The following is a 21,533-nucleotide window of genomic DNA, read 5'->3' on the forward strand; positions in this document are numbered from 1 at the left end:
CCCCTAGGCCCCCTTAGTACTCCAGCAGGGTTTCGCTGTCTGACCTGGGATGAGGTCGGGTGGCTGGGGTGTATCGGGCTGATGGCTGGTCAGGGGCGGTCTCGTGGAGACCGCCCCTCGAACGTGGGACGACGCCGCTGGTGGCGGCAGCGGCCGAGGAAACTACCCGATGTGATCATCGAGCACGCTGCCGAACACTGGAACCGCGAACTGGAGGCTTCTTCCTGACCATCGGCTACCGTTTCCGCCGCGTCGAGCTCCGCCCCGCATGCGCGACCACGAGCGCGATCTGCTCGCCCCGCCACCTATCCCGGCCTGCCGTGGGAACCCAAGGCCGCCTTCAACGCACTCGCGGAGTACGGCCGCGGCCGGACGGACCGCGGCGGCCCTCCCCCGGTCGCGGCCGGATGAGGCGGGGCGGCTGCCATGCGTGACGACAGCCGCCCCCACTGCACGATCAGCGCCCCCCCTGCACGATCAGCGCCCCCACTGCACGATCACGACTGGATACGGCGCCCGGACACTGACCCGAAACTCCGCGGCAATCATCGCGTCCGCCTCCCCGCGCTCGAACCGCTCAGCCGCTTTGGGAGCCACCCGACCCCGCCCCACAGATGCCTGCAGCTGCGAAGCGGCCTCCGGCCCACGCGGCCTCGCCATACGGAACCCCGTAGTCAGGCAGCGGGAGCGGGGGCGATCTCAAGGCATGCCGTAGTCGTGCCCCAGCCGTGCCCTTAAAGGCGGTGCACAGCGGTCAATGAAGGCACGATCAGAGACCCGCCCGTTGAGGCCCAGAGGCCGCATTTACCTGACCAGTGGCCTGCCACCATGGCCAGCGTCGTTGATTCCCAAGCTCAGAGCGCGGGTTCGATTCCCGTCACCCGCTCCATGTTTAAGGCCCAGGTCAGAGATCCGGGCCTTGTTTGGTTTCCATACGGACAGCCATTCGCAGCCGGACCTCGACCAAGCGCATACTGGAGTATGCTCGACTCATGTCCGCCACAACACGCATCACCGTCACCCTGCCCACCGAGCAGGTCGCCGAGCTGAGGAAGCTCACGGACAACGTGTCCGGCTACGTGGCTGAAGCGGTGGCCCGCCAGATCCGCCACCAGCTCCTCGGCGATGATCTGCGGCGCCATCAGGAGGAACAAGGCGCCTTTACAGACGAAGAGCTGGCCGAAGCCCGCGCAAAGATCTTCGGCACCGCCGACCGTGCCGGCCATACGGACGCCGCGTGAGCACACACCTTGAGACCGTCGTCCTGGACTCCCAGGGACTGTCCGCCTGGGTTGCCCAGGACCGCAAAGTTCTCGCGATGTTCCAGGTGTTCCACGGGATGGGAGCCGATCTCGTCGTCAGCGCCAACACCATCGTCGAAGTCAGCCACTCGCGAGTGAACCTCCCACGCCTGAACTGGGCTCTCTCACGCGTCAAGGTCGAACCCGTCACCGAACAGGCGGCCAAGGCTGCCGCCGAACTACTCAAGTCAGCAGGACTGCACGGGCACAAATACGCGCTCGACGCCACCGTCGCTGAGGCAGCACTACGCCAGCCGCCCCCAGTCGCCGTACTCACCTCCGACACCGACGACATGGCCAAGCTCTGCAATGACCGCGTGCGACTGATCGCCCTATGAGGCACGGGCCCCTTGGCGGGCACACCAGCCCGCAGCCAGCACTCGTTAATGCTGGTCAGCGGCATGACCAGCGTCGATCACCACGTGATTCCCAAGCCCGGTCCCATTTGGGCCAAAGCGATCGAGACGCGCCGGGTGTTGTGTGGCGGACGAGGCGCGGGCGTGGTTTCAGCCAGCGTGGGTGACAACGGCCAGGCTCACGATGATCACGCAGCTGCCATCCTTCGTCGAGCACCTCGACGGCGCGGCCGAACAAGCGCCGGGCCGGGCCTGTCGGCTTGCCGGTGGAGGTCACTTGGCCGGTTCGAGGTCACTTTGCCGGTTGGAGGTCACTGCTCGGGCTGCGGGAGGGTTGTCGGCATCACGGGGCGGTGGGCCCGGGGTGGTGTGACGGATGGTGTCTGGTGGTGCGAGTGACGGTAACGACGACGGTGACGGGTCCGGGTACGCCGTGGCGGGTCGCATATGCGTCGACCGCCGATCGGACGCTTTCGCGAACGTCGCGTGCGGTGTCCAGAGCGCGGCGGTCTTCGTCGAGCACACAGCGGACTTCGACGTGCCAGGCGCCCGTTCGGGGAGCGCGTTCGGCGTGGATGCCGGTCTCGGGGGACGGTGCGACGGAGCCGAGAGTCCGGCGGACCCGGGTAGCGGCTTCGGCCAGGGACTGGCGGAGGCTGGGCTGCAGTTCGGACACCCCCGGGACGGCCAGCGCCGCTCGGGCGGCAGTCCGCTCGACGCTGGTCGTGCGGACGGCGGTCACCGTCCGCTCCCGTCTCGAAGCGTGGGTTCGCCGAAGGCTGTGGGCCTCAAGGGCTCCAGCACGGACGCGATTCTCAGGTCGATGGTGCTGACGGCGAGGCCGAGCTCGTGCCCAGCGGCATGAGCGACGGCCCGGCGCACCTCGGTGGCCCTGCCGGGCAGGGGCTGGTCGAGAGTGACGGCGAGGGTCATGGCGATGGTCACCCTGGTGCTCCCCTCGTCAGGGATCAGGCGGCAACTCGCGGCACGCACTCCGGGGGCCCGGTCGGCGGCCCGGCGCAGGACCTTCGCCGCCGCCGTCTCCGCGATCCGCAGTTCTCGTGTGGGGTCGTCCAGGGGCAGCATTCGGCCGAGTCGTACCTCGGCGCGCACCGCGCGCATGACCCGGTCCGCGACAGTGCGGGCGCTGGGGCGTTCCGCACGGAGGGTGCGGGTGGTGCTGTCCAGGGCCGCCAGCCCCTCGACCGCCTGCCTGCAGAAGGCGCAGCCGTCCAGGTGAGGGTCGGGCTGATCGCCGGCGGCGCGGGCCTGCTTCCAGACGTGGCTCACCAGGCGCCCGCAGGGCAGCCGTTCGTCCCCGATGAGCCGTGCCGCGTCGGTGTCCCGTGCGGTCGGATCGTCGCGCGGGGACGTGGCACGTGGGTCGTCTAGCGCCATGAGGCCATCTCCTTCATCAGGGTGCGCCGTGCCCGGAACAGCCTGCCGCGTACGGTCTGTTCGCTCTCGCCCACCACGTTCGCGATCTCCTCGTACGACAGCCCGTGCAGTTCCCTGAGGACCCAGCAGGCACGCTGAGCGGGCCGCAGGTCCCGGAGCGCTTCAGCCAGCGCCACCGCGGCGGCCGCGCTTTCGGCTGCCCGGGCGGGTTCGCCACCGGCATCGTGGGCCGCCGGCTCGGATACGGCGTCCAAGGACACGGAAGGGGCCCGCCCGCGCAGGACATTGAGGCATCGGTTGGTCACGATGCGGTACATCCAGGTGCGGAACGAGGCATCCCCGCGGAACTCCGGAAGCCGCCGCCACGCGCTGATGAGGGCGTCCTGGACCGCCTCCTCGGCGTCCGGGAGGTTGCCCAGCATGTGGTACGCCAGTGCCAGCAGCGGTCCGCTGTGACGCTGGACCAGTACGGCGAACGCGTCGTCGTCGCCCTCGGCGGCCCGGGCCACCAGCAGTCCGTTGTCCAGATCACGGAGGTCGTCTCCGGTCTCGGCCATCCGGTCGGCCGGGGTCGGCCCCGACCCGGTGGGCTGAGACGGAGCCGCGCACCGGAGTGGTGAGAGTCCTCCCTGCTTCGCATCCACTGTTCGCTTCCCACATGATTCGCGTCCTGGACGGCGTCACGGCGGCTCCACCCCGTGTCCGCCCGATGACGGCGGTCCGACCAAGCCAGCCCCCTTGACCAGCCTACGTGACACGGATCACAGAATAGTGTGATGATTTCTTCCTTTTTGTGTCCATTCTTATGACGGGCGCTGATCCGGTGTCCGTCTCCCCCGCAAGGAGAACGTCATGACGGACACGACGCCCCGCCCGGGCACTGAATGGCACCGGTCTGCCGATGAGACAACGGCACAGCACGGTCCGAAGCACAGCCTCCACGCACCGGACAGCCGTGGGCGGACCACGATCGCGGACACCGTCGCGGAGAAGATCGCCGGAATGGCGACCCGCGAGGTTCCGGGCATCCACAACCTCGGCTCCGGCATGGCCCGGACCATCGGGGGCGTCCGTGAGCGGATGCCCGGCGGCCAGCCCAGCATCACCCGCGGTGTACACGTCGAGGTGGGCGAGCACCAGACGGCTGTGGACCTGGACGTGGTCGTCGACTACGGATTCCCCATCGTCGACGTCGCCGCGGATGTCCGCACCAATGTCATCGAGGCCGTGGAACGCATGACCGGTCTGGAGGTCGTCGAGGTGAACGTGGCCGTCGACGACATCCACCTGCCAGAGGACGAAGGCGAAGGCGAAGGCGAAGGACACCGGGTGGAGTGATCTCCCCCGGCCGCTGTCCCTGCCGTGCGGCCGCACCCCGCACGGGAAGGAGGCGACCACATGAGACTGGTGAATGAACGATGAACACAACTGTGGCGGGACTCCTGACCGGCCTGGCACTGGGTTTCGCCGGTTACTTCGGCGGCTTCGGAGCTTTCATCGTGGTGGCGGCCCTGGGCTTGGTGGGCCTGATCGTCGGCCACCTGGCACGCGGCGATGTCCATGTCACCGACTACGTACGCACCCGCGAAGGCGATGGACACCGGGCGGAGACCTTCCAGCGCCGTCGGAGCAACCACGGACCCGCTCCCGGCACCGAGCACAGGGGGCGGGTGCGGTGAGCACCCAGCCCCCGTCGCGGCCCCACCGGGGCGGTCCGGGAAGCGAGGGCACAGGCACATCCGCCCTCCCGTCGCCTGCCCTGCGCGGCGCGACGCTGATCCCCGACACCGTGGTGGCCCGCATCGCGGTCCGGGCGGCATACGAAGCCCTCACACGGCAAGGAGGCGAGCCTCCCGTACGGTTCGGCCTGGGAACACCCCGCACCACGGCCACCGTGCACGACGGCTCGGTCCGCCTCGGCGTCTCCTTGGAGCTGCCCTATCCCGTCGACATCGCCCGCGCCGGCGGCGAGATTCGGCACTACATGGCCGAACGGGTGTCCCATCTGACCGGCCTGCGTGTCGACGGCATCACCGTGTCCGTCCAACGGCTCGTCGCCGGTCGGAGCCTGCGACGAGGACGAGTCGAATGACCCGGCGGCACGCGCCCGCGACAGGAGGATCATGATTTCCCGCACCCCGAACACCCCGCCGGGCCCCGGCGGCGATCCCCCTCGACCGCGGCAGGACACCACGGCGGCCCCGGCCGGGAACACGCCGCACCACGACCCGCCGCCCGTTGAACCGCCGCGTCAGCGGACGGCGATGGAAGAACGGTCCCCCCGCCCCTGGGCAACGCGCCGGGCCCCGGCCGCTATGGCCGCCTCACTGATCGCGCTCGGAACGGGCGCGCTGCTCTTCGAAGCGGTCTGGATGAGCACCGGACACCGGGCCACCGCCTGGTGGACGCGGTTGACCTACGAACTCGCCACCCGCCCGGTGGACGACGTCTGGATCCTCACCGGCGCCGCCATCGCGGCAGCCCTCGGCCTGTGGCTGATCGTCCTGGCCCTCACCCCCGGCCTGCGTCCCCAATTGCCGTTGCGGGTCCCCACCGACGGTCACGGGCGGATGCGTGCCGTGCTCGACCGCAAGGGCGCGGCGCTGATCCTGCGCGACGCCGCCCTGCGTGTCCCCGGGGTCGGCGCGGCGCGAGTCCGGGTGCGCCGCCGCCGGGTCACAGTCCGTGCCGACGTGCGTTTCCGCGACACAGCCGACGTCAAGGAGGAACTCACCGACGCCGTGCGGCGCGAAGAACGCGACCAACTCGCCCTGGCCCGGACCCCGCGGCTGGCGGTCCGCGTACACCGGAGCCCGACCTGACGGCCGTAGCGCCAGGCCCCGATACACACCGGAGAAGACGATGAGGGAACACACCACGACCAACCGCGTTCTTCTGGCCCTGCTCGGACTCGTGCTGCTGGGCGGCGGTCTCCTGGTGCTCGCCGGCGGCGCCGACATCTACCGCCGCCTGCACCTCACACCGCCCGCCGGCTGGCCGTTCACCACTCCGGACAACGCCCTGATCCCCCGCGCCGGCCAGATCCGGTGGACCGTCCAGGACTGGTGGTGGCTGTCCGCCATAGCGGCACTGACCCTGCTCATGCTGCTCGCCCTGTGGTGGCTGCTGTCCCAGCCCCGGCGGCGGCACTCCCGCCGGCTGTCCGTAGGACACACCCCCCGGGAAACCGTGACGGTCAGCGACCACGCGCTGCGCGACGCCCTCACCACCGACCTCGACACGCTGCCCGACGTCCGGCGGGCCCGGGCACGCTTCCTTGGGCCTCCCACTCGCCCGCGGGCCCGTATCGGCGTCACCCTCAGCCCCGGCAGCACTCCGGGGCGCGTACTCGAGGACCTGCGCGACGCCGCCGATCGAGCCCGCCAATCAGCTGGTTGGGACCAGCTCCCCACGGATGTCCGCCTGGGCGTTGCCCGCCACGGCCCGCACCGTGCCGAATGACGTCGGGCCCGGCTCCGCCCCCTCGCTCAGGTACCGACGTGGCGGCATACGGGGGCCGCCGTTCCGCCGCCCGACCGGCGGCGCGCATGAGGCATCAGTACGTGCCGCGGCGTTCCTGGCCTTCCCGTGGGCCTTCCGCTCCGATCGGGCGGGCTCGGCCGGTGCCGGTTCCGGTGTCGATGAGGATCTGCTCGGCCGGCGCGATGTTGTCGGCGCGGACGGCCCGCGCCATCGCGGCGCGTGCCGCGTCGGGCGTCGCGTGCGGCGGGACCACCAACAGGGAGAAGAGGTCTCGATCGCCTCGGGTGATGAGGATGGTGTCGTCACCCACCGGGAACGAATCGATGTGCACGACGCGATCGTCGATGATCAGCCGTGTCGGCAGTTCTTCCCAAGCGTCGCGGTCCAGGCCGACGCGCACGAGGGGCCCGAGGTGCTCGGTCAGCGCGGTGACCAGGGCGGGAAGCTCGGCGCCTATGTCGCGGGAACGCGGCCACCACGCACCGTCGAGATTGCCCTCACGGGCATGTGTCGTCACCAGTCGCAGCAGGGCCGTTCCGGGCTTCACCGCATGATGGATCGCGTCCGGCAGAAGATTCACTTCACGCGGGGTGTCGGCGTCGGACATGGTCTGCTCACCCTCCGCGGGGTTCGGTGGCGGGCGGTGGGCCGCGGGTTTCACCGTATGCGGCCAGTTTCACCGTACTCCGAGAGCCCGTGCGATTCCCGAGGAAGTGGCTGATCACAGGGGGCTCAGCGGGGCCACGCCCGCTGATCACAAGGGGCTCAGCGGGGCCACGCCCGGAGTACAGTGAAAACACCGGGAGCACTTCGCGCACCGGCTCCCACGCGGGTGTCGTTCTCGGCGAGCGACAACACCGGGACGCTGTGAGGCGCACCCGGGGACAGGTCCGCGCCATGACCGTGACCATCGACCGTACGATCCCTGATGAGCGCGTGCCCTCCCCACCGGTCCGCCTGGCGCTGACCCCGACGAGCCCGGTTCCAGGTCTTCTGGACGGTGCGTGGTGGCCTCGCTCCCGCGATCTCCTCCGTGAGCTGCCCGCCCTGACGGACGTGCTGGACGCACGCTGGGGCCGGATCACGCGCGTCTCCGTGAACCCGGCCCACTGGCCCGTGATCCCGCGCAAGGTGCCTGTGACCGGGCACACGGTGCACGTGGGCTGGTTCACTGACGAGCAGGACCCGCACAAGCTGATCCTGCTCACCTACAACGTCGGCCGATGGGACCTTCTGGTGATCCCGCCGGAGGCGAGTGCGGCAGCCGCCGCCCGGCTGATGTCCGCCGCAGCGACCACCGGCGCCCTCCTCACCGCCAGCAGCCTGATGGCGAGCGAGACCGCCTCCGCGAACGACGCATGACCTTCTCCTGACCCGGGCCGGTGGGTGCGAAGCGAGGCCCCACGCCCACCGCCACGTCCTCCTGATGAACGAGGTCACCATGCAGCCACCGAAAACACCCTCGGCAGGGCGCGCCGAGGTACGTATTGTCGCCGCGTCCCCCGAGGCCGCCCGTAAGGTCGCAGAGGTGCTCCGTCGTTGCTTCGCCGGCACCGAACAGCGGAGCTACCCCGCCGGCGCGGACGGCGGAACCCGGCTCCATCTCACCGTGGACACCACGCACACGGCAGAGCCGGCGCGGTCCTGGCTGGTAGCGAGTCAGACCTCCGGGCAAGACCGCACACAGACCGGCGAAGTCTGAAGGGGTGCCCCTCAGGGACCGTGCCGGGGTCATGCCCGGCGTTCGGCCCGCAGTGGTGCTCCCACCGCGTGGAGATGACGCAGCACCTGCCGGTACGAGTCCACCAGGCTCGTCTGTGCGTAGGGCAGGGCGAGCTCGGCACAGTAGGCACGGATCAGGGACTGGGCCGCCGGCAGAGCGGTTCGGGGCATGCTGGGGAACAGGTGGTGTTCGATCTGGTAGTTCAGGCCGCCGAGCACGAAGTCGATGACACGCCCGCCCCGTACGTTGCGCGAGGTGAGGACCTGGCCGCGCAGGAAGTCCGGTCGGTCATGCTCCCCCGGCATCGCCATCCCCTTGTGGTTGGGGGCGAATGAAACTCCCATGTACAGGCCGAAAAGGGCCTGTTGGACCACAACGAACGCCAGCGCCTTCAGCGGCGAAAGGATCAGGAGCACAACGGTGAGATACGCCGCCACGTGCACGAGCAGAGCCAGTACCTCGACCGCGAGCGGAGCGGGAGCGCTTGTCCGGCCCCTGCGCAGCGCCCGGAATGTGGCCACATGCAGTGCCCAGCCCTCCAGCAGCAGCATGGGGAAGAAGAGGGAGGCCTGGTGGCGGGTGACGAAACCGGCCACCCCCGTGCGCCCACGAGCCTCATGATCGATGAAGACCACGGCGCCGGTCTCGATGTCGGGGTCGCGGCCGACCTGGTTGGGATGGGCGTGGTGACGGTTGTGCTTGGCCACCCACCATCCGAATCCGAGGCCGATGAAGAGATTGCCGAACACCAGCCCTGTCGCGTCGTTTGCCCGCTTGCCGTGGAACAACTGGCGGTGGCCCGCTTCATGGCCGCGGAACCCGCACTGGGTGAAGGCGAAGGCCAACACCGCGGCGACGATCAGCTGCCACCAGGAGTCGCCGATCAGGAGGAAGGCCGCCCAGCCACCGGTCAGGAGGAGCAGCGTGACAGCCAGCGCCGTGACGGAACGCAGTGGCCGGTGCCGCAGCAGCCCCGCGCTTCTGATCCGGCGGGAGAGCAGCGCGTAGTCACTGCCTGGGGATCGATCACGGATCGTCGTAGACCTGCCCGGGGGGTTTTCGGAGGGCTCCGCCCCTGGAGCGGAAGGGCTTGAAGAGGTCGAGGAGGTTCCAGCCGACCGCGAGGAGCGTTGAATGAAGTCTGAAGACGCCATGGATCTCGATCCTGATCGGTGTCGGCCGTCAGCCGTCAGCTGTCAGCGGCACGCGGATGCGGGCAGTTCGTGCGGTGCCGTCGGAGCGGCAGCCCTCGCAGGCCACGGCCACCAGGAAGAGGACGACCATCGTCCGGTTCAGCCGGTTCGCTTGGCCGGTGCTCGGGCACGTCGTCCTCAGCTCACGCGTCCCATCGGGCCGTAGTGGCCCTGACGCGGACGCCTTGAGCTGTGTATACGCCCTTCCCGAGCCCGTGATCAGGGCCGTGTCATGAACCGCGGAGGACAGCCGTAGAAGGGCAACCGCCATTCCGGATCGCCCTCGGTCCCCTTCACCGTACTCCCCGCACGGCGGGGAGGCATGTTTCCCCGCCGTGCGGGGAGTGGCAGACGCACTCCAGCGTCCGGACGGGAGTACGGTGGCGATACGCCCGCCCATCCTGGGTGGCGTCATCGCCGCGGCGTCGGCCTCGGGGAACGCCAGGCCGGGCAACCGCAGCCTCGGGAAGAGCACCCGCCCACCGGTCGCCACAAAGCGCGCGGCGAATCGTCGGGCCCGACCGCAGGCCGACCTCCAGGCCCGCAACGGCCCGGAGCATCAGCGACGCTCCTGAGCACCACGGAACCAACCGCAACACTTCCGGCCCTTTCCATGGGTCTCTCCGGCCCGCTGTCGCACCATGAGTAAGAGGAAATGGTTCCCATGTATTCACATGACGCCATCTCAAACCGTCGCCGCAGCCGCTCCCAGCCGACCGAGGAGATGGTGGCCGGACTGGTCTGCGTCGTCTGCCGCACCGACTACCGGCGGGCACCGGACGCGGACACGTTGGTGGTCGCGCACCACGGCGGCAGGCAACTGCTCGCTTGCGAGGGTGTGTGCGCGCGTATGGCCGGCGGGGCCGTCAACAGCGCCGACGAGCCGCCTCTCCCGCTGGTCGAGCGCGTGCAGAGATACGAGGCTGAGCACTGATGCGGTGATCACGGCACTTCGCCGGGGCAATCACGGCACTTCGGCGGGGCGCTCGATCCGGTGGAGGTTCGCACGCCACCCCGGGTGGGGCCGTCCTCCGGCCCCCTCGGGCACCGGTCGCCCGCCGGCGACCTGGCGGCAGATGTCGCAAGCGCACATGTGCGCGATGCTGGGGGTGGAGGGAGCAGGGCCACAGTGCGGCGAACCGCACAAAGGCTCGCCTGAGTGAGGGCGGTGCCGCGAGACGAGGTCGCCATGACAGACGGTGAAAAGGGCTTCCGTAAAGTCGCAGTGGATCGGTCGGAGGGATTCGGTGAGCGGCTGCTGGGTGCCCTGCTCGACCGGGCTCACGAGATGCCGCCCCAGCTGATCGCCCCGCTGGTCGCCGAGGAAGTGGGCAGGATCGGCGGGCGGGACGTCTCGATCCTCCTTCAGGACTACGACCAGCTGATGCTGGCCCCCCTGCCGGGCATGAGACTCGTGGTCGGGAAGCCCGAGCGGATCGACGATTCTCGGGCCGGCAGGGCCTTTCTGAGCGCGGCGACGGTGGAAGAGCCACAGGCCGACGGCGTACGGATGTTTCTGCCGCTGCTGGACGGCAGCGACGTCGTGGGGGTGCTGGCCGTCACTCTGAGCATCGTCGACGACGACGACCGGCGGTTGCTGCGGCGCCTCTCCGGCCTGATCGCCGACATGCTCGTCACCAAGAACAGCTATACCGATCAGTTCTTCCGGGCCCGGCGCCGTGAGCCGATGAGCCTGGCCGCGGAGATCCAATGGTCGCTGCTGCCCCCGCTGACCATGATCACGCCACAGGTGGCGGTGGCCGGAATCCTCGAGCCCGCCTACGACGTCGCGGGTGACAGCTTCGACTACGCCCTGAATGACAACATCCTGCACGTGGCCATCATCGATGCCATGGGTCATGGGCTGGACGCCGCCGTGCTGGCCACCGTCGCCATCGGCGCCTACCGGCACGCCAGACGCGCCGACGTCGGCCTCGCCGAGCTGTACATGTTCATGGACACGGCCATCGACGAGCAGTTCGGGCCCGACCACTTCGTCACCGCGCAGATGATGCGCCTGGATATCGGAACCGGCCAGCTGCAGTGGGTCAACGCCGGCCACCCGGCGCCCCTGCTGATCCGCCACCACCGCGTCCTCCAAGCACTGGAGAGCCCTGGCACCCTGCCCGTCGGCTTCGGCGGCGCCATCCCTCAGATCAGCGAGCAGGCCCTGTCCCGCGGCGACCGGATTCTTTTCTTCACCGACGGTCTCGTCGAGGAGCACCGCACCGGCGAAGAGCAGTTCGGCGAAGAGCGAATGCTCGAATTCGTGGACCGCGCGGGATGCGTGGGAGAAGGCGTACAGGAAATGGTGCGCGGACTGTCCCACACCCTGATGCGAGAACGCGGCGGGGTCACCACCGACGACGCGACGCTCTTCCTGGTCGAATGGTGCGGGGGCACCGCCGACCGTCTCGTCACGGGATGAGCAGCACCAGCGGGGCATGGCGTCCCGGCGACTGTGCCCCCACACGGCTCATCGGCGGCGTCGCGCCACGTCGCCGCACCCAACCCCACGCCGCTGGTTCGGCTCCCGGCGTTCGGTCTCAGCGGCTGCCGAAGCGTACGCCGCCGGCCGCCCGGCCCGGAGACAGCCACCGCTGTGAGCGACGCGCCACCGGGTTCGTCCAGTCCCGGGAATTGGCCGACTGGTGCTGGGACCACCGCATCGCGCTGCTGGCCACGGACACCTTCGCCGTCGAAGTCCTCCCCGTCGTCACCGACAGCGACTTCCACCACAGCGCGCCCAGCCGTCTCGGCTGAACCGGGCCGTGCGAGGGCGTTTGCGGGCCTGCGGGGAAGCCGGTTGATGGTGCTGCGTCAGCGGTTCGTTAGTGGCGCGCTAATGGAACGGTAGCGGTCACCGGCAGGGTGGGTGGCACACCGGGCGAAACGTCGCCGGGCGCAGTACTCCGCTGATGGCGAAGAGGGTCATTCCATGCTTATCAACCACTCCCGGGTCCGTATGTTCGCCGGTGCAGGTCTGCTGGTGACGGCCGCGATGTTTGCCACCGCTTGCCAGTCCTCGGACGACACGAGCAGTCGGTCCGGTGACTCATCCGCGTCCGCCGAGGCCACGGCCAAGGCCAAGGCCACGACCGAGGCGGAGGCCGGCAAGGACAACGCCTCTGGCTCAGAGGCCGGGTCCTCCGATGGGAAGGGCAAGGGGACCCAGGATGGCGCCGGTTCCGGCGCCGACACCGGGAATGGTGAGCGGGGCAAGGTCGGGCAGGCGTGCGGGGCCAACGACATTTCCTGGAGTACCAGGCACGAGTCACAGGCCGGCGGGTACATCCTGGTGATCGCGAAGGCCAAGCCGGGGATCACCTGTGTTCTGCCCGCCGCGCTTCCCACGGTGGCCTTCGGGTCGGACGGCACCGAGGCGGGTCCCGCGGAGCAGGCCGTCGGACCGGCGATCACGCTGGGCAAGGGAACGACCGCCTATGCCGGGGTGAACCCGAAGACCACCAAGGAGAACGGTGGCAAGGAGCTGGACAGCATCATCGTCGGGATCGGTGCTAAGGACCCCAACCCGGTCTCCCTGCCGGTCGGCACCATCACCGTCGACGAGCCCATCGTCACCAACTGGCACACCTCCGCGGCGGATGCCGTCCCCTTCGGTGGGACGGACCAGTAGCCCGTAGGGGGTCGGCTCTGCGCCGCGGTTCTCTCGCAGCAACGACATGAGGAGTTCGTAGATGCTTCGCAAACGGTCACGTCTGATCGCCGCACCGATCGCGGCTGTCGCCCTGACCCTGACTGTCGCCGGTTACCACGCCAGTGCGACCGGGTCGTCGCCCTCGGGCGGTGCGGGACAGTCGGGGAAGGTCGCCAAGGCGGCGGGTCCGTGTCTGGCCGATGCCACGACGCTGGTCGGCGATCTCGACGGCGACGGCCACCCGGACAAGATCGCGAATCCTGGGCACACCGGCACCAAGATGACGATCCAGTGGGGCAACGCGGACGGCTCGTTCGGCGCGAAGCAGGCCGTCAGCGAACTTCTCGGCGCGAAGAAGGGGGAGGTCGCGTCCGCCGCGGTCGCCGACTTCCGACACGATGGCACGCTCGACATGGTCGTCAACATCGTCGAGCCGGCCGGCGGGGACGACCCCTCGACGGCACGCGTCGCGGAGTACCGCCCCGGCCCGCTCAAGCGGTCGAACCTGGGCTCCGCCGACTCCCGCCACTCCGACATCGGCGACCACGGCGAGGTCCAGCAGCTTCGGATCGCCAACTACGGCGACGACCCGTACCCGGACCTCGCGATCCTCAACAACTCCGGTGACGGGCAGCTGGATCGGGATGTGCGTCTGTCGTACGCGGGCAGCGGCCCGGGGGACTTCGACTACGCGCTGCAGAAGAAGTACGGCGAGTTCGGGTCCATCGCCGAGCCGCCGGCCATGCCCAGCGACGGTTGGAAGCAGTTCTACGAGCCCTGCTCCTGACCCACCGCGACTGGGCGCCGCCGGTCCTCTGCACACCGGCGGCGCCCGGTGCGTCGCGCTGCCCGAGTAGCCGTGCCGTCCACCGATCGGTGGACGGGAAGTTCAACCGGGTACCTCTGTCGGCCAACTGCCCTGGCCAACAAGGCTTTCAGGCATGACATCACTCACTGTGCGCATGGCGCGCTGGAGCGCTCGGCACCCCTGGCGGGCCATCGTCGGCTGGCTGGTTTTCGTGGCGCTGTGCCTGGGGGTCGGCAGTGCCGTCGGGACCCACAGCGCGACGACGGCCGACTACCGGGTCGGCGAGGCGGGCCGGGCGGAGGCGATGGCCGCCGAGGGGGGTCTGGAGCGCCGGGCCACCGAGCAGGTGCTGATCTCCGCCCGGTCGGGCGCCCTCGACCGGGACGCGGCCGAAGCCGCCGCCGCGGACCTGACCGCCCGGATGGAGCGGCTGCCCGAGGTCGCGGGCGTCGCCGACCCGCTGCTGTCCGGGGATCGCCGGATCCTCATGGTGGAGGTGGCGCTGAAGGGCGAGGAGCGGGATGCGAAGGACAAGGTCGACGCGCTGACCGGACAGACCGACGCCGTGGCGAAGGCGTATCCGGGGCTGCGGCTGGAGGAGACCGGGAGTCCCTCCATCAGCAAGGGAGTCGACCAGCAGCGCGGCGACGACCTGGCGCTCTCCGAGAAGATCACGCTTCCCATCACCCTGATCACCCTGTTGGCCGTGTTCGGATCGGTGACCATGGCGGGGGTGCCGCTGCTGCTCGCGCTGTCGTCGATCGCGGCGGCCATCGGGCTCTCGATGGTGGCCTCCCACGTCTCCCCCGACGCCGGGGTCGGCACCAACGTCATCCTGATGATCGGGCTCGCGGTCGGCGTCGATTACACGCTCTTCTACCTCAAGCGGGAGCGCGAGGAGCGCGCCCGCTCGGGCGGCCGGCTGAGCTCCGAGGCGCTGGTGGACATGGCCGCGGCGACCTCGGGCCGGGCCGTCGTGATTTCCGGGCTCGCGGTCGTGGCCTCCACCGCGACGCTGTATCTCGCCTCCGACGTCATCTTCTCCTCGCTGGCCACCGGCACGATCGTGGTCGTCCTGGTCGCGGTGGCCAGCTCGCTGACGGCGCTGCCCGCGATGCTCGTCAAGCTCGGAGAGCGGGAGGAGCGCAGGGCGCGGCGCCGTGCCGAGCGGGGAAAGCCCGCGCGCCGGACGCGGGGCGACGGCGGTGGCCGCGTATGGGCCGCTCTGCTGCGCCCCGCGAGCCGGCACCCCTTGGCAACCCTGTGCGTGTCCGTTCTCGCCCTGCTCGCGCTCGTCATCCCGTTGGCCGGGTTGAAGATCACGGAGATGAGCCGGGACACCCACTCCCGCGACATCACCGCCATGCGGGTGTACGACCGGCTCAACGAGGCGTTCCCGGACCAACGGGTCACCCACCAGGTCGTCGTACGTGCCGACGCCGCGCGATCCGGCGAGGTCGGCGGGGCCCTGCGGGAGCTGGCCCGACGTGCCGACGCCGACCCCCTGTTCACCGGCGCCTCGCGCGTGCGGACCTCAGCCGACCACCGGATCAGCGTGCTCGAGCTGAAGGTGCCGTACCTGGGCAACTCCGGCCAGGCGTACGACTCCCTCGACCACCTGCGCGAGGACTACCTCCCCGCGACCGTTGGCCGGATCGACGGTGCGGAGTTCGGAGTGAGCGGGGACGTCGCCCGGTACACCGACTATCCCGCGCACCAGAACAGCAAACTCCCGCTGGTCCTCGGCGCGTTGCTGCTGGTGACCTTCGCGATGACCGCGTACGCGTTCCGCTCGCTGGTGCTGGCCCTGATCGGGGTCCTGCTGAATGTCCTGTCCGCGGCGGCCGCGCTCGGCCTGCTCGTCCTGGTCTTCCAGGGGACCTGGGCCGAGGGGCTGCTGGACTTCCACTCCACCGGTTCGATCGGATCGCGCGTACCGCTGTTCCTCTTCGTGATCCTCTTCGGGCTCTCGATGGACTACCAGGTGTTCGTGGTGAGCCGGATCAGGGAGGCCGTACTCGCGGGCGCGTCCACGAGGCAGGCCGTGCTGGACGGCATCCGGAGGTCGGCGAGTGTGGTGACGAGCGCGGCGGTGGTGATGACGACCGTCTTCGTGAGCTTCGTCTTCCTCCACATCATCGAGATGAAGCAGATCGGCTTCGTCCTCGCGGCGGCCGTGCTGCTCGACGCCTTCATCGTCCGGATCATGGTCCTTCCGTCGGCGATGCTGCTGCTCGGTGAGGCGAGCTGGTGGCCGTCGCGGGCGGCGGGACGGGCTTCGGGGCGCATGGCGATGGCTTCGGCCGACTCGGCCGACGGACGACCGGCGGTCGACGTACGTTGATCGGTATGACCGCTCTCGCCACCCCCTTGGCCGACGCCTTCTGGGCCACGTCGCTGCGCCGGTGGAACGCCGTGTGCTGGGTGCTGTTCGGTGCGATGGCCGTCGGCCTGGTGACGACGGTCCCGGCCAGCGGGAGCAAGTACGAGGCGCTCGCGCTGCTCAGCTCCGTGGTGCTGTGCTACGCGGTGCTCGACCGCTTCCCGGGGAACCCCGTCGTACGGCCGCGGGTCTATCTCTCGGCGCTCGTGCTCGCGCTCGGCGGGCTGGCCTATCTGGGCAGCAGCTATGCGGCGCTGTTCATGGTGACGCTGCCGCACTACTGGATGTTCGGGCGCACCCCGCGGGTCTCGATGGGGTTCCTCGGGCTGGCCACCGGTGCCACGCTGGCCGGGAGTCTGATCCGGCAGGGCTGGACCGCGGAGTTCTTCGGCGAGACGATGGTGTCCACCCTGATCGTGGTCGCGGTGGGCGTACTGATCGGCCTGTGGGCGCACTCGGTCGTCGCGCAGAGCAGTGAACGGGCGCGGCTGATCGAGGAGTTGGAGCGTACGCAGGCACAGCTGTCCGAGGCTCACCAGCGGCAGGGCGCGGCGGACGAACGGGAACGCATCGCACGGGACATCCACGACACGCTCGCGCAGGGCTTCGCGTCGATCATCGTGCTCGCGGAGGCGGCCCAGGCGGGCATCCGCCACGATCCGGCGGCCAGCGCCCAGCAATTGCGGTCGATCGAGTCCACCGCCCGGGAAAACCTCGCCGAGGCCCGGGAGTTGGTCGGCTCGGCGCGGCAGCCGGGCCCCGGCCAGGTGGCGGGCGGCTCGGTGGCGCAGACCCTGCGCCGTACGCTGGACCGCTTCGCGGAGGACACCGGGCTGGCGGTGGACGCCGACCTGGCGGACCTCGACTGCGACCAGCAGACCCGTATCGCGCTGCTGCGCTGCACCCAGGAGTCCCTGGCCAATGTGCGCAAACACGCGCGCGCGTCCATGGTCGGCGTGGTGCTGGCGCGGCGTCCGCACGGAGTGGAGCTGGAGATCACCGACGACGGAACCGGGTTCCTGGTCGGGGAGTCGACGGGCTTCGGACTCGACGGCATGCGCAAGCGACTGGCGGAGCTGGGCGGGAGGCTCACGGTGACGAGTTCGGTGGGCGACGGGACGCGGATCCTGGCGATGATCCCCATGGCGGGCGAGGTGGAGGCATGAGGGACATGGGCGAGGGCGGTCTGCGGATCGTTGTGGTGGACGATCACACCGTGATGCGGGCCGGGGTGATCGCCCTGCTCGCCGCCGAGGACAGCATCGAGATCGTCGGCGAGGCGGGGGACGGACGCGCGGCGCTCGAGCTCGTCGAGCGGTACGACCCCGACGTGGCCCTGGTCGATCTGCGGATGCCCGTGCTGGACGGGGTGGCGACGACGACCGAGATCGTCGCCCGGTTTCCGCGTACGCGGGTGCTGATCCTGACGACGTACGACACCGACGCGGAGATCGAGCGCGGGGTGGAGGCCGGTGCCATCGGCTATCTGCTCAAGGACACCACCCGCGACCAGCTCGTCGACGCCATCCACGCGGCGGCGCGGGGCGAGACGGTGCTCGCTCCCCGGGTCGCGGAGAAGCTGGTCGCGCGGATGCGGCGGCCCGTTCAGGACCCGCTGACCGAGCGCGAGACCGACGTCCTCAGCGCCGTGGCGGACGGTCTCACCAATGCCGAGATCGGACGACGCCTAGTGATCGCCGAGGCCACGGTGAAGACGCATCTGCTCCGGCTGTTCGCCAAGCTCGATGTGAACGACCGGACGAGGGCGGTGGTGGTGGCCATGGAGAGGGGGATCCTGGAGCGGCCTTAGCGGGCGACGCCGTCCGTGAGGCCGTCGCCGCCGTTGCCGGTGTTGCCGGTGTTGCCGGTGTTGCCGGTGTTGCCGCCAGGTGCGGGGCCAGACCCGTGGGCCGTGCGTGGCGGGGCGTATCGCTCTCCCCACTTCCGCAGGTCGCGGAGGACCGGGAGCAGGGCGCGACCGGGCTCGGTCAGGACGTACTCGTAGCGCACCGGACGATCCTGGTACTTGCGGCGTTCGACGGCGTCGGCGATCGAGCAGATCCGGGTCCCGTCAGCCCCGAACGTATCGAGGTCGGTCATCGCCACCTCCTTGCCCTCCGTTCCGCTGGGGCGGATCGGCGAGGCGGAGGAGGTCGCGAACCTGCTCCACTTCCTCGTCTCCCCGGCCGGGAGCTATGTCACCGGCCAGGTGATCGGCGTGGACGGCGGGTGGGGAAGCACGGCCCGTTCGATCTTCGCGAGCTGAGCGGGTGCGCACCCGTCAGGGGACCGTGTCGTCCCCAACCCCATGGCGTCGGAGGTCAGGCACGCAGCCGAAGCTGTTCGAGCACCTCGGCGACCTGTGCGCGACCGTCGGCTTCGAGGCCGCGCAGCGGGAGCGGGAGGCTGTGGGGCGGGGTGAGGCCGATGTGCGCGGCGGCCTCGGCGATCACACGCAGGGAACCGTGCTGGGTGAAGAGGTCCCACAGCGGCTGGAGCCGCCGCGACTCCGCCCGGGCCTGTTCGGCTTCGCCGGACTGCGCGGCCCGGGTGATCGTCAGCGCCGGTCCGGGGAAGGTGCCGCCGAGCACCGAATACCAGGCGTCGCACCCGGCGTTCAGCCCCGTCGCCCCGAAGGCGTCCCCGCTGACGCCCACTGTCACGGACCCGGGCAGGATCTGCCGCAGCCGCTGGACACGGGCCCGCGCGGCCGCGGGGTCGGCGGGTACGCCCGGGATCTTGATGGACGCCACCCGCGGCAACTCGGCCAACCGCGCGTACAGCTCGTCGGTGAAGGTGAAGTGGGTGGTGCGAGGGTTGTCATAGACCACCAGCGGCACCGAGAGGTTCGCCGTGACGTCCTCGAAGAGCCCGAACACCTCGTCCTCGGTCAGCGGCTGATACGACACCGGCGCCAGCAGCACTCCGGATACCCCCGCGCGCTGCGCGTCCTCCGCCGCCTCCAGTACGTGCCGGGTGCGCAGCGCGCCGATGCCCACGATGACCGGGGTCCGCTCGGCGTGCTCCACGGCGATGCGGGCGGTACGGGCGCGCTCCTCGCGGGTCAGGTAGGCGTACGAACCCGTGGAGCCCAGCGCTCCGATCGAGTCGACTCCGGCGGCGGCGAGTCGGCCGACCAGGGCGCCGAAAGCCTTCTCGTCGATGCCGGTTTCGGTGGTCGGGGTGAGCGGAAAGGCACTCAGGCCGGTGAACATGGTCGTCTCCGGATAGTCAGGCGCTGCGCGCCGGTCTCTAAAGGCGAGTCTCTTCAGGCGGGTCTCTACCGGCCGGTTCTCTCCAGAGGGTTCTCCCGCAACCAGGTCAGCACGTGGTCCGCGTGCTCGTTCGGCGGGAAGATCGGATAGAAGGCGTGCTCGATCGCGCCATCGCGGATGATCAATGTCAGCCGTTTGTAGAGCGTCAGCCCGCTCACCTCGAACGTGGGCAGACCGAGCGTCCGGGCCAGGCTCCGCGCGGGGTCGGAGAGCATCTCGAACGGCAGGCGAAGCCGCTCGACGACCTCGCGCTGATAGTCGGTTTCCTGGCTGGACAGCCCGAACACCCGGACCGCACCGGCCGTGAGCAGCTCCTGGTAGTGGTCACGGAAGCCGCAGGCCTCGGGCGTACAGCCGCGCGCCCCGGGGATCGCGTCCCAGCCCTCGGGCAGGTCGGTGCCCGGGCGGCCGGTGAGCGGGTAGATGTAGATCACCGTCCGGCCCGGGCCGAGGGCGTCGAGACGGACAGTCGCATCGCCGGTGCTGTGCAGTTCCAGGGGCGGCGCCGACGTCCCGGGCAGGTGGGCGGCGGCGCCGTCGTCCTCGGGAACGGGCAGGTCGGACGGCAGGTTCACGTAGTCGGTCATCAGGCGCTCTCCTTCGTCGGTGGCCAGGACACGGCTGTTGCGGTGGGCGGCCTGCTGAAGGTGCGTGATCAGCGCCGCCCGGCGCGCGGTGAGCCCTGCGATGCGCCGGGAGAGCTCATCGATCGCCTCCCGGTACTCGGCCAGTGAGGCCGGGCAGTCATCGGCGTGCTGATGCCCGACCGCGAGGCAGTCCAGGAACGGCCGGGTCCGCTCCACGGGCAGCCCGAGCCCGCTGAGCGCCCGGATCTCCCGCACGAGCCGCACATCGTGCTCGCCGTAGTCCCGGTAGCTGTTGGCCAGCCGCTCGGGCGTCAGCAACCCCAGCGATTCGTAGTAGCGCACCGCTTTGGTCGTCACACCCGCCCGTCGGGCCAGCTCGCCGATTCGCACGTCTCTCACCTCGAAGAACGCTAAACCTTGCCCCTGAGGGTAAGGTCAAGGCGACGCGAGGACGACCGGTGTCCGACGCCTGGCGCAGTCGCTGAGGCGCCTGCCGGGCCACTTCCCGTCCTTCTTCCCCAGCCCCGGCGACAGGCCCCGTCAGCCACTCCGCGGCAGGGCCCGGGCCCGGGTGGGATCAGTCCTGGTGGAGGATGTCGTTGGCGGGGCCGCCGGAGAGGGTGTCGTTGCCGTCGAGGAGCTCCGCGGACATCCCCGCGCCGCCGTGGTCCGGGTCGGGTAGGGGGACGGTGCAGGTCACGTAGGTGAGGTCGGTTGCGGCGGGGTGCCCGCTTGACCGTCAGCCTGTTGGTCTGGCCTTCGGCCGCCGTGTAGGAGACGTGTCCGTCCGTGACGGTCACGGTGGCCGACGGGGTGGCCGATGGCGTGGTCGGCGGGATGTCGGCCTGGGCGTTCCAGGTGAGGAGCCCGGTACTGGCCGCTACGGCGAGTAACGCGACCCTGCATCATTGATCGGGCGCTGCGGCCGCCTGGGAAACGCGCTTCCGGTAGTGGACGCGGTCGTACTGGCCGTCCTGGCGGCGTTCCGTCACCTCGTATCCGTACCTCGGGTAGATCTCCTGGTTCTCCCACATGAGGGCGTTGGTGTAGAGCCGGATCTCCGGGAGGCCGAGAGCGCGTGCGTGGGTTTCGGCGAAGGTGAGCAGGTGCCTGCCCACGCCCTGGCGGTGGGCGTCCGGGTGTACGGCGATGTTCTCCAGGACGAGGTGGTCCGGCTCGGCCACCAGGACCAGCACGCCCACGACCGGGTCGCCGGTGACGAAGACGCGGCCCGCCGCGATGTCGGCCGCGTGGTCGGCGTCCATGGGCGCCGGGCGGAGCCCGATCCGGGTGATGTAGGGGCGGTATGCAGCGTCGATGACGACCTTTACGGCGTCAGCGTCGGCGGCCGTCGCGGGGCGGATGTGG

The 21,533-nt window shown here is 70.1% G+C and carries 27 protein-coding genes and 1 pseudogene; 19 read left to right on the forward strand and 9 right to left on the reverse strand.

The genetic code is table 11. From position 1 onward, the window contains the following. Nucleotides 1–992: 992 nt before the first annotated feature. On the forward strand, nt 993–1,241 hold the full coding sequence (locus GWI24_RS18655; RefSeq protein WP_210947082.1) for a type II toxin-antitoxin system CcdA family antitoxin: 249 nt from the start codon (nt 993–995) through the stop codon (nt 1,239–1,241). Next, a complete protein-coding gene (locus GWI24_RS18660) occupies nt 1,238–1,639 on the forward strand; it encodes a PIN domain-containing protein (protein WP_210947083.1) in 402 nt (133 codons plus the stop codon). Before GWI24_RS18655 ends, GWI24_RS18660 begins: the two co-directional genes overlap by 4 nt. A gap of 756 nt (nt 1,640–2,395) precedes the next feature. Here the strand turns inward: GWI24_RS18660 and GWI24_RS18665 are convergent. Further along, nucleotides 2,396–3,055, reverse strand: a complete 660-nt coding sequence (locus GWI24_RS18665; RefSeq protein ID WP_210947084.1) for a hypothetical protein — start codon at nt 3,053–3,055, stop codon at nt 2,396–2,398. Further along, nucleotides 3,046–3,612 carry an RNA polymerase sigma factor gene (locus tag GWI24_RS18670; protein ID WP_210947085.1) on the reverse strand — a complete coding sequence of 189 codons (567 nt, stop codon included), beginning with the start codon at nt 3,610–3,612 and terminating at the stop codon, nt 3,046–3,048. Before GWI24_RS18670 ends, GWI24_RS18665 begins: the two co-directional genes overlap by 10 nt. 295 nt (nt 3,613–3,907) lie before the next feature. On the opposite strand from GWI24_RS18670, the gene GWI24_RS18675 reads away from it, so the two are divergent. From GWI24_RS18675 to GWI24_RS18695, 5 genes are all read left to right on the forward strand, one after another. Then, complete coding sequence (locus GWI24_RS18675; protein ID WP_210947086.1) at nt 3,908–4,393, forward strand: Asp23/Gls24 family envelope stress response protein; 486 nt, start codon at nt 3,908–3,910, stop codon at nt 4,391–4,393. 80 nt (nt 4,394–4,473) lie between these two features. After that, nucleotides 4,474–4,734 (forward strand): hypothetical protein, encoded by a 261-nt coding sequence (locus GWI24_RS18680; protein WP_210947105.1) that lies wholly within the window; start codon nt 4,474–4,476, stop codon nt 4,732–4,734. Continuing rightward, nucleotides 4,731–5,147 (forward strand): Asp23/Gls24 family envelope stress response protein, encoded by a 417-nt coding sequence (locus GWI24_RS18685; RefSeq protein ID WP_210947087.1) that lies wholly within the window; start codon nt 4,731–4,733, stop codon nt 5,145–5,147. The genes GWI24_RS18680 and GWI24_RS18685 overlap by 4 nt, the downstream gene beginning before the upstream one ends. Before the next feature lie 223 nt (nt 5,148–5,370). Beyond that, on the forward strand, nt 5,371–5,877 hold the full coding sequence (locus GWI24_RS18690; protein WP_210947088.1) for a DUF6286 domain-containing protein: 507 nt from the start codon (nt 5,371–5,373) through the stop codon (nt 5,875–5,877). Between the two features lie 40 nt (nt 5,878–5,917). After that, nucleotides 5,918–6,517, forward strand: coding sequence for an alkaline shock response membrane anchor protein AmaP (locus GWI24_RS18695; protein WP_210947089.1), 600 nt, complete (start codon nt 5,918–5,920; stop codon nt 6,515–6,517). 94 nt (nt 6,518–6,611) lie between these two features. On the opposite strand, the gene GWI24_RS18700 is transcribed toward GWI24_RS18695, so the two are convergent. Beyond that, nucleotides 6,612–7,145, reverse strand: coding sequence for a DUF5994 family protein (locus GWI24_RS18700; RefSeq protein WP_210947090.1), 534 nt, complete (start codon nt 7,143–7,145; stop codon nt 6,612–6,614). A 290-nt stretch (nt 7,146–7,435) separates the two neighbouring features. Between GWI24_RS18700 and GWI24_RS18705 the strand changes: the two are divergent. Both GWI24_RS18705 and GWI24_RS18710 read left to right on the forward strand, forming a co-directional pair. Continuing rightward, nucleotides 7,436–7,882: pseudogene (locus tag GWI24_RS18705) on the forward strand (DUF5994 family protein); the annotation flags it as partial. A gap of 97 nt (nt 7,883–7,979) precedes the next feature. Then, complete coding sequence (locus GWI24_RS18710) at nt 7,980–8,240, forward strand: hypothetical protein (protein ID WP_210947102.1); 261 nt, start codon at nt 7,980–7,982, stop codon at nt 8,238–8,240. Nucleotides 8,241–8,269: 29 nt separating this feature from the next. On the opposite strand, the gene GWI24_RS18715 is transcribed toward GWI24_RS18710, so the two are convergent. Further along, the gene (locus GWI24_RS18715; RefSeq protein ID WP_210947091.1) at nt 8,270–9,415 is read right to left on the reverse strand and encodes an acyl-CoA desaturase; all 1,146 of its coding nucleotides are present in this window, start codon (nt 9,413–9,415) and stop codon (nt 8,270–8,272) included. 703 nt (nt 9,416–10,118) lie between these two features. Here GWI24_RS18715 and GWI24_RS18720 point away from each other — a divergent pair. From GWI24_RS18720 to GWI24_RS18755, 8 genes are all read left to right on the forward strand, one after another. Then, nucleotides 10,119–10,388, forward strand: a complete 270-nt coding sequence (locus GWI24_RS18720; protein WP_210947092.1) for a hypothetical protein — start codon at nt 10,119–10,121, stop codon at nt 10,386–10,388. A gap of 255 nt (nt 10,389–10,643) precedes the next feature. Then, nucleotides 10,644–11,882 carry a PP2C family protein-serine/threonine phosphatase gene (locus GWI24_RS18725; RefSeq protein WP_210947093.1) on the forward strand — a complete coding sequence of 413 codons (1,239 nt, stop codon included), beginning with the start codon at nt 10,644–10,646 and terminating at the stop codon, nt 11,880–11,882. A gap of 212 nt (nt 11,883–12,094) precedes the next feature. After that, nucleotides 12,095–12,217, forward strand: a complete 123-nt coding sequence (locus GWI24_RS46250; protein WP_281790182.1) for a hypothetical protein — start codon at nt 12,095–12,097, stop codon at nt 12,215–12,217. 175 nt (nt 12,218–12,392) lie between these two features. Continuing rightward, on the forward strand, nt 12,393–13,091 hold the full coding sequence (locus tag GWI24_RS18735) for a DUF4232 domain-containing protein (RefSeq protein WP_210947094.1): 699 nt from the start codon (nt 12,393–12,395) through the stop codon (nt 13,089–13,091). A gap of 61 nt (nt 13,092–13,152) precedes the next feature. Continuing rightward, nucleotides 13,153–13,899 carry a VCBS repeat-containing protein gene (locus GWI24_RS18740; RefSeq protein WP_210947095.1) on the forward strand — a complete coding sequence of 249 codons (747 nt, stop codon included), beginning with the start codon at nt 13,153–13,155 and terminating at the stop codon, nt 13,897–13,899. Nucleotides 13,900–14,053: 154 nt separating this feature from the next. Continuing rightward, a complete protein-coding gene (locus tag GWI24_RS18745) occupies nt 14,054–16,264 on the forward strand; it encodes an MMPL family transporter (protein ID WP_210947096.1) in 2,211 nt (736 codons plus the stop codon). 5 nt (nt 16,265–16,269) lie between these two features. Further along, nucleotides 16,270–17,469 carry a sensor histidine kinase gene (locus GWI24_RS18750; protein WP_210947097.1) on the forward strand — a complete coding sequence of 400 codons (1,200 nt, stop codon included), beginning with the start codon at nt 16,270–16,272 and terminating at the stop codon, nt 17,467–17,469. Between the two features lie 5 nt (nt 17,470–17,474). Beyond that, nucleotides 17,475–18,113 (forward strand): response regulator transcription factor, encoded by a 639-nt coding sequence (locus GWI24_RS18755; RefSeq protein WP_210947103.1) that lies wholly within the window; start codon nt 17,475–17,477, stop codon nt 18,111–18,113. Here GWI24_RS18755 and GWI24_RS18760 read toward each other — a convergent pair. Next, on the reverse strand, nt 18,110–18,403 hold the full coding sequence (locus GWI24_RS18760) for a helix-turn-helix domain-containing protein (RefSeq protein ID WP_210947098.1): 294 nt from the start codon (nt 18,401–18,403) through the stop codon (nt 18,110–18,112). The two genes, GWI24_RS18755 and GWI24_RS18760, sit on opposite strands and share 4 nt — an antisense overlap. A 10-nt stretch (nt 18,404–18,413) precedes the next feature. Here GWI24_RS18760 and GWI24_RS18765 point away from each other — a divergent pair, with 10 nt between their 5' ends. After that, the gene (locus GWI24_RS18765) at nt 18,414–18,569 is read left to right on the forward strand and encodes an SDR family oxidoreductase (RefSeq protein ID WP_247616568.1); all 156 of its coding nucleotides are present in this window, start codon (nt 18,414–18,416) and stop codon (nt 18,567–18,569) included. A gap of 55 nt (nt 18,570–18,624) precedes the next feature. Here GWI24_RS18765 and GWI24_RS18770 read toward each other — a convergent pair whose 3' ends face one another. From GWI24_RS18770 to GWI24_RS46255, 3 genes are all read right to left on the reverse strand, one after another. After that, a complete protein-coding gene (locus GWI24_RS18770) occupies nt 18,625–19,518 on the reverse strand; it encodes a dihydrodipicolinate synthase family protein (protein ID WP_210947100.1) in 894 nt (297 codons plus the stop codon). A 65-nt stretch (nt 19,519–19,583) separates the two neighbouring features. After that, nucleotides 19,584–20,555, reverse strand: a complete 972-nt coding sequence (locus GWI24_RS18775; RefSeq protein ID WP_210947104.1) for a MerR family transcriptional regulator — start codon at nt 20,553–20,555, stop codon at nt 19,584–19,586. 187 nt (nt 20,556–20,742) lie between these two features. Beyond that, nucleotides 20,743–20,865: a hypothetical protein gene (locus GWI24_RS46255; RefSeq protein WP_281790185.1), complete on the reverse strand. Its 123-nt coding sequence runs from the start codon at nt 20,863–20,865 to the stop codon at nt 20,743–20,745. A gap of 89 nt (nt 20,866–20,954) precedes the next feature. On the opposite strand from GWI24_RS46255, the gene GWI24_RS46260 reads away from it, so the two are divergent. Continuing rightward, complete coding sequence (locus GWI24_RS46260; RefSeq protein WP_281790187.1) at nt 20,955–21,077, forward strand: hypothetical protein; 123 nt, start codon at nt 20,955–20,957, stop codon at nt 21,075–21,077. Here GWI24_RS46260 and GWI24_RS18780 read toward each other — a convergent pair. Continuing rightward, nucleotides 21,071–21,529: a GNAT family N-acetyltransferase gene (locus tag GWI24_RS18780; RefSeq protein ID WP_308343769.1), complete on the reverse strand. Its 459-nt coding sequence runs from the start codon at nt 21,527–21,529 to the stop codon at nt 21,071–21,073. The two genes, GWI24_RS46260 and GWI24_RS18780, sit on opposite strands and share 7 nt — an antisense overlap. Nucleotides 21,530–21,533 lie beyond the last annotated feature (4 nt).

The organism is Streptomyces sp. MK37H (genome assembly GCF_018035285.1).
GTDB classification, from domain to species: Bacteria; Actinomycetota; Actinomycetes; order Streptomycetales; family Streptomycetaceae; genus Streptomyces; species Streptomyces endocoffeicus.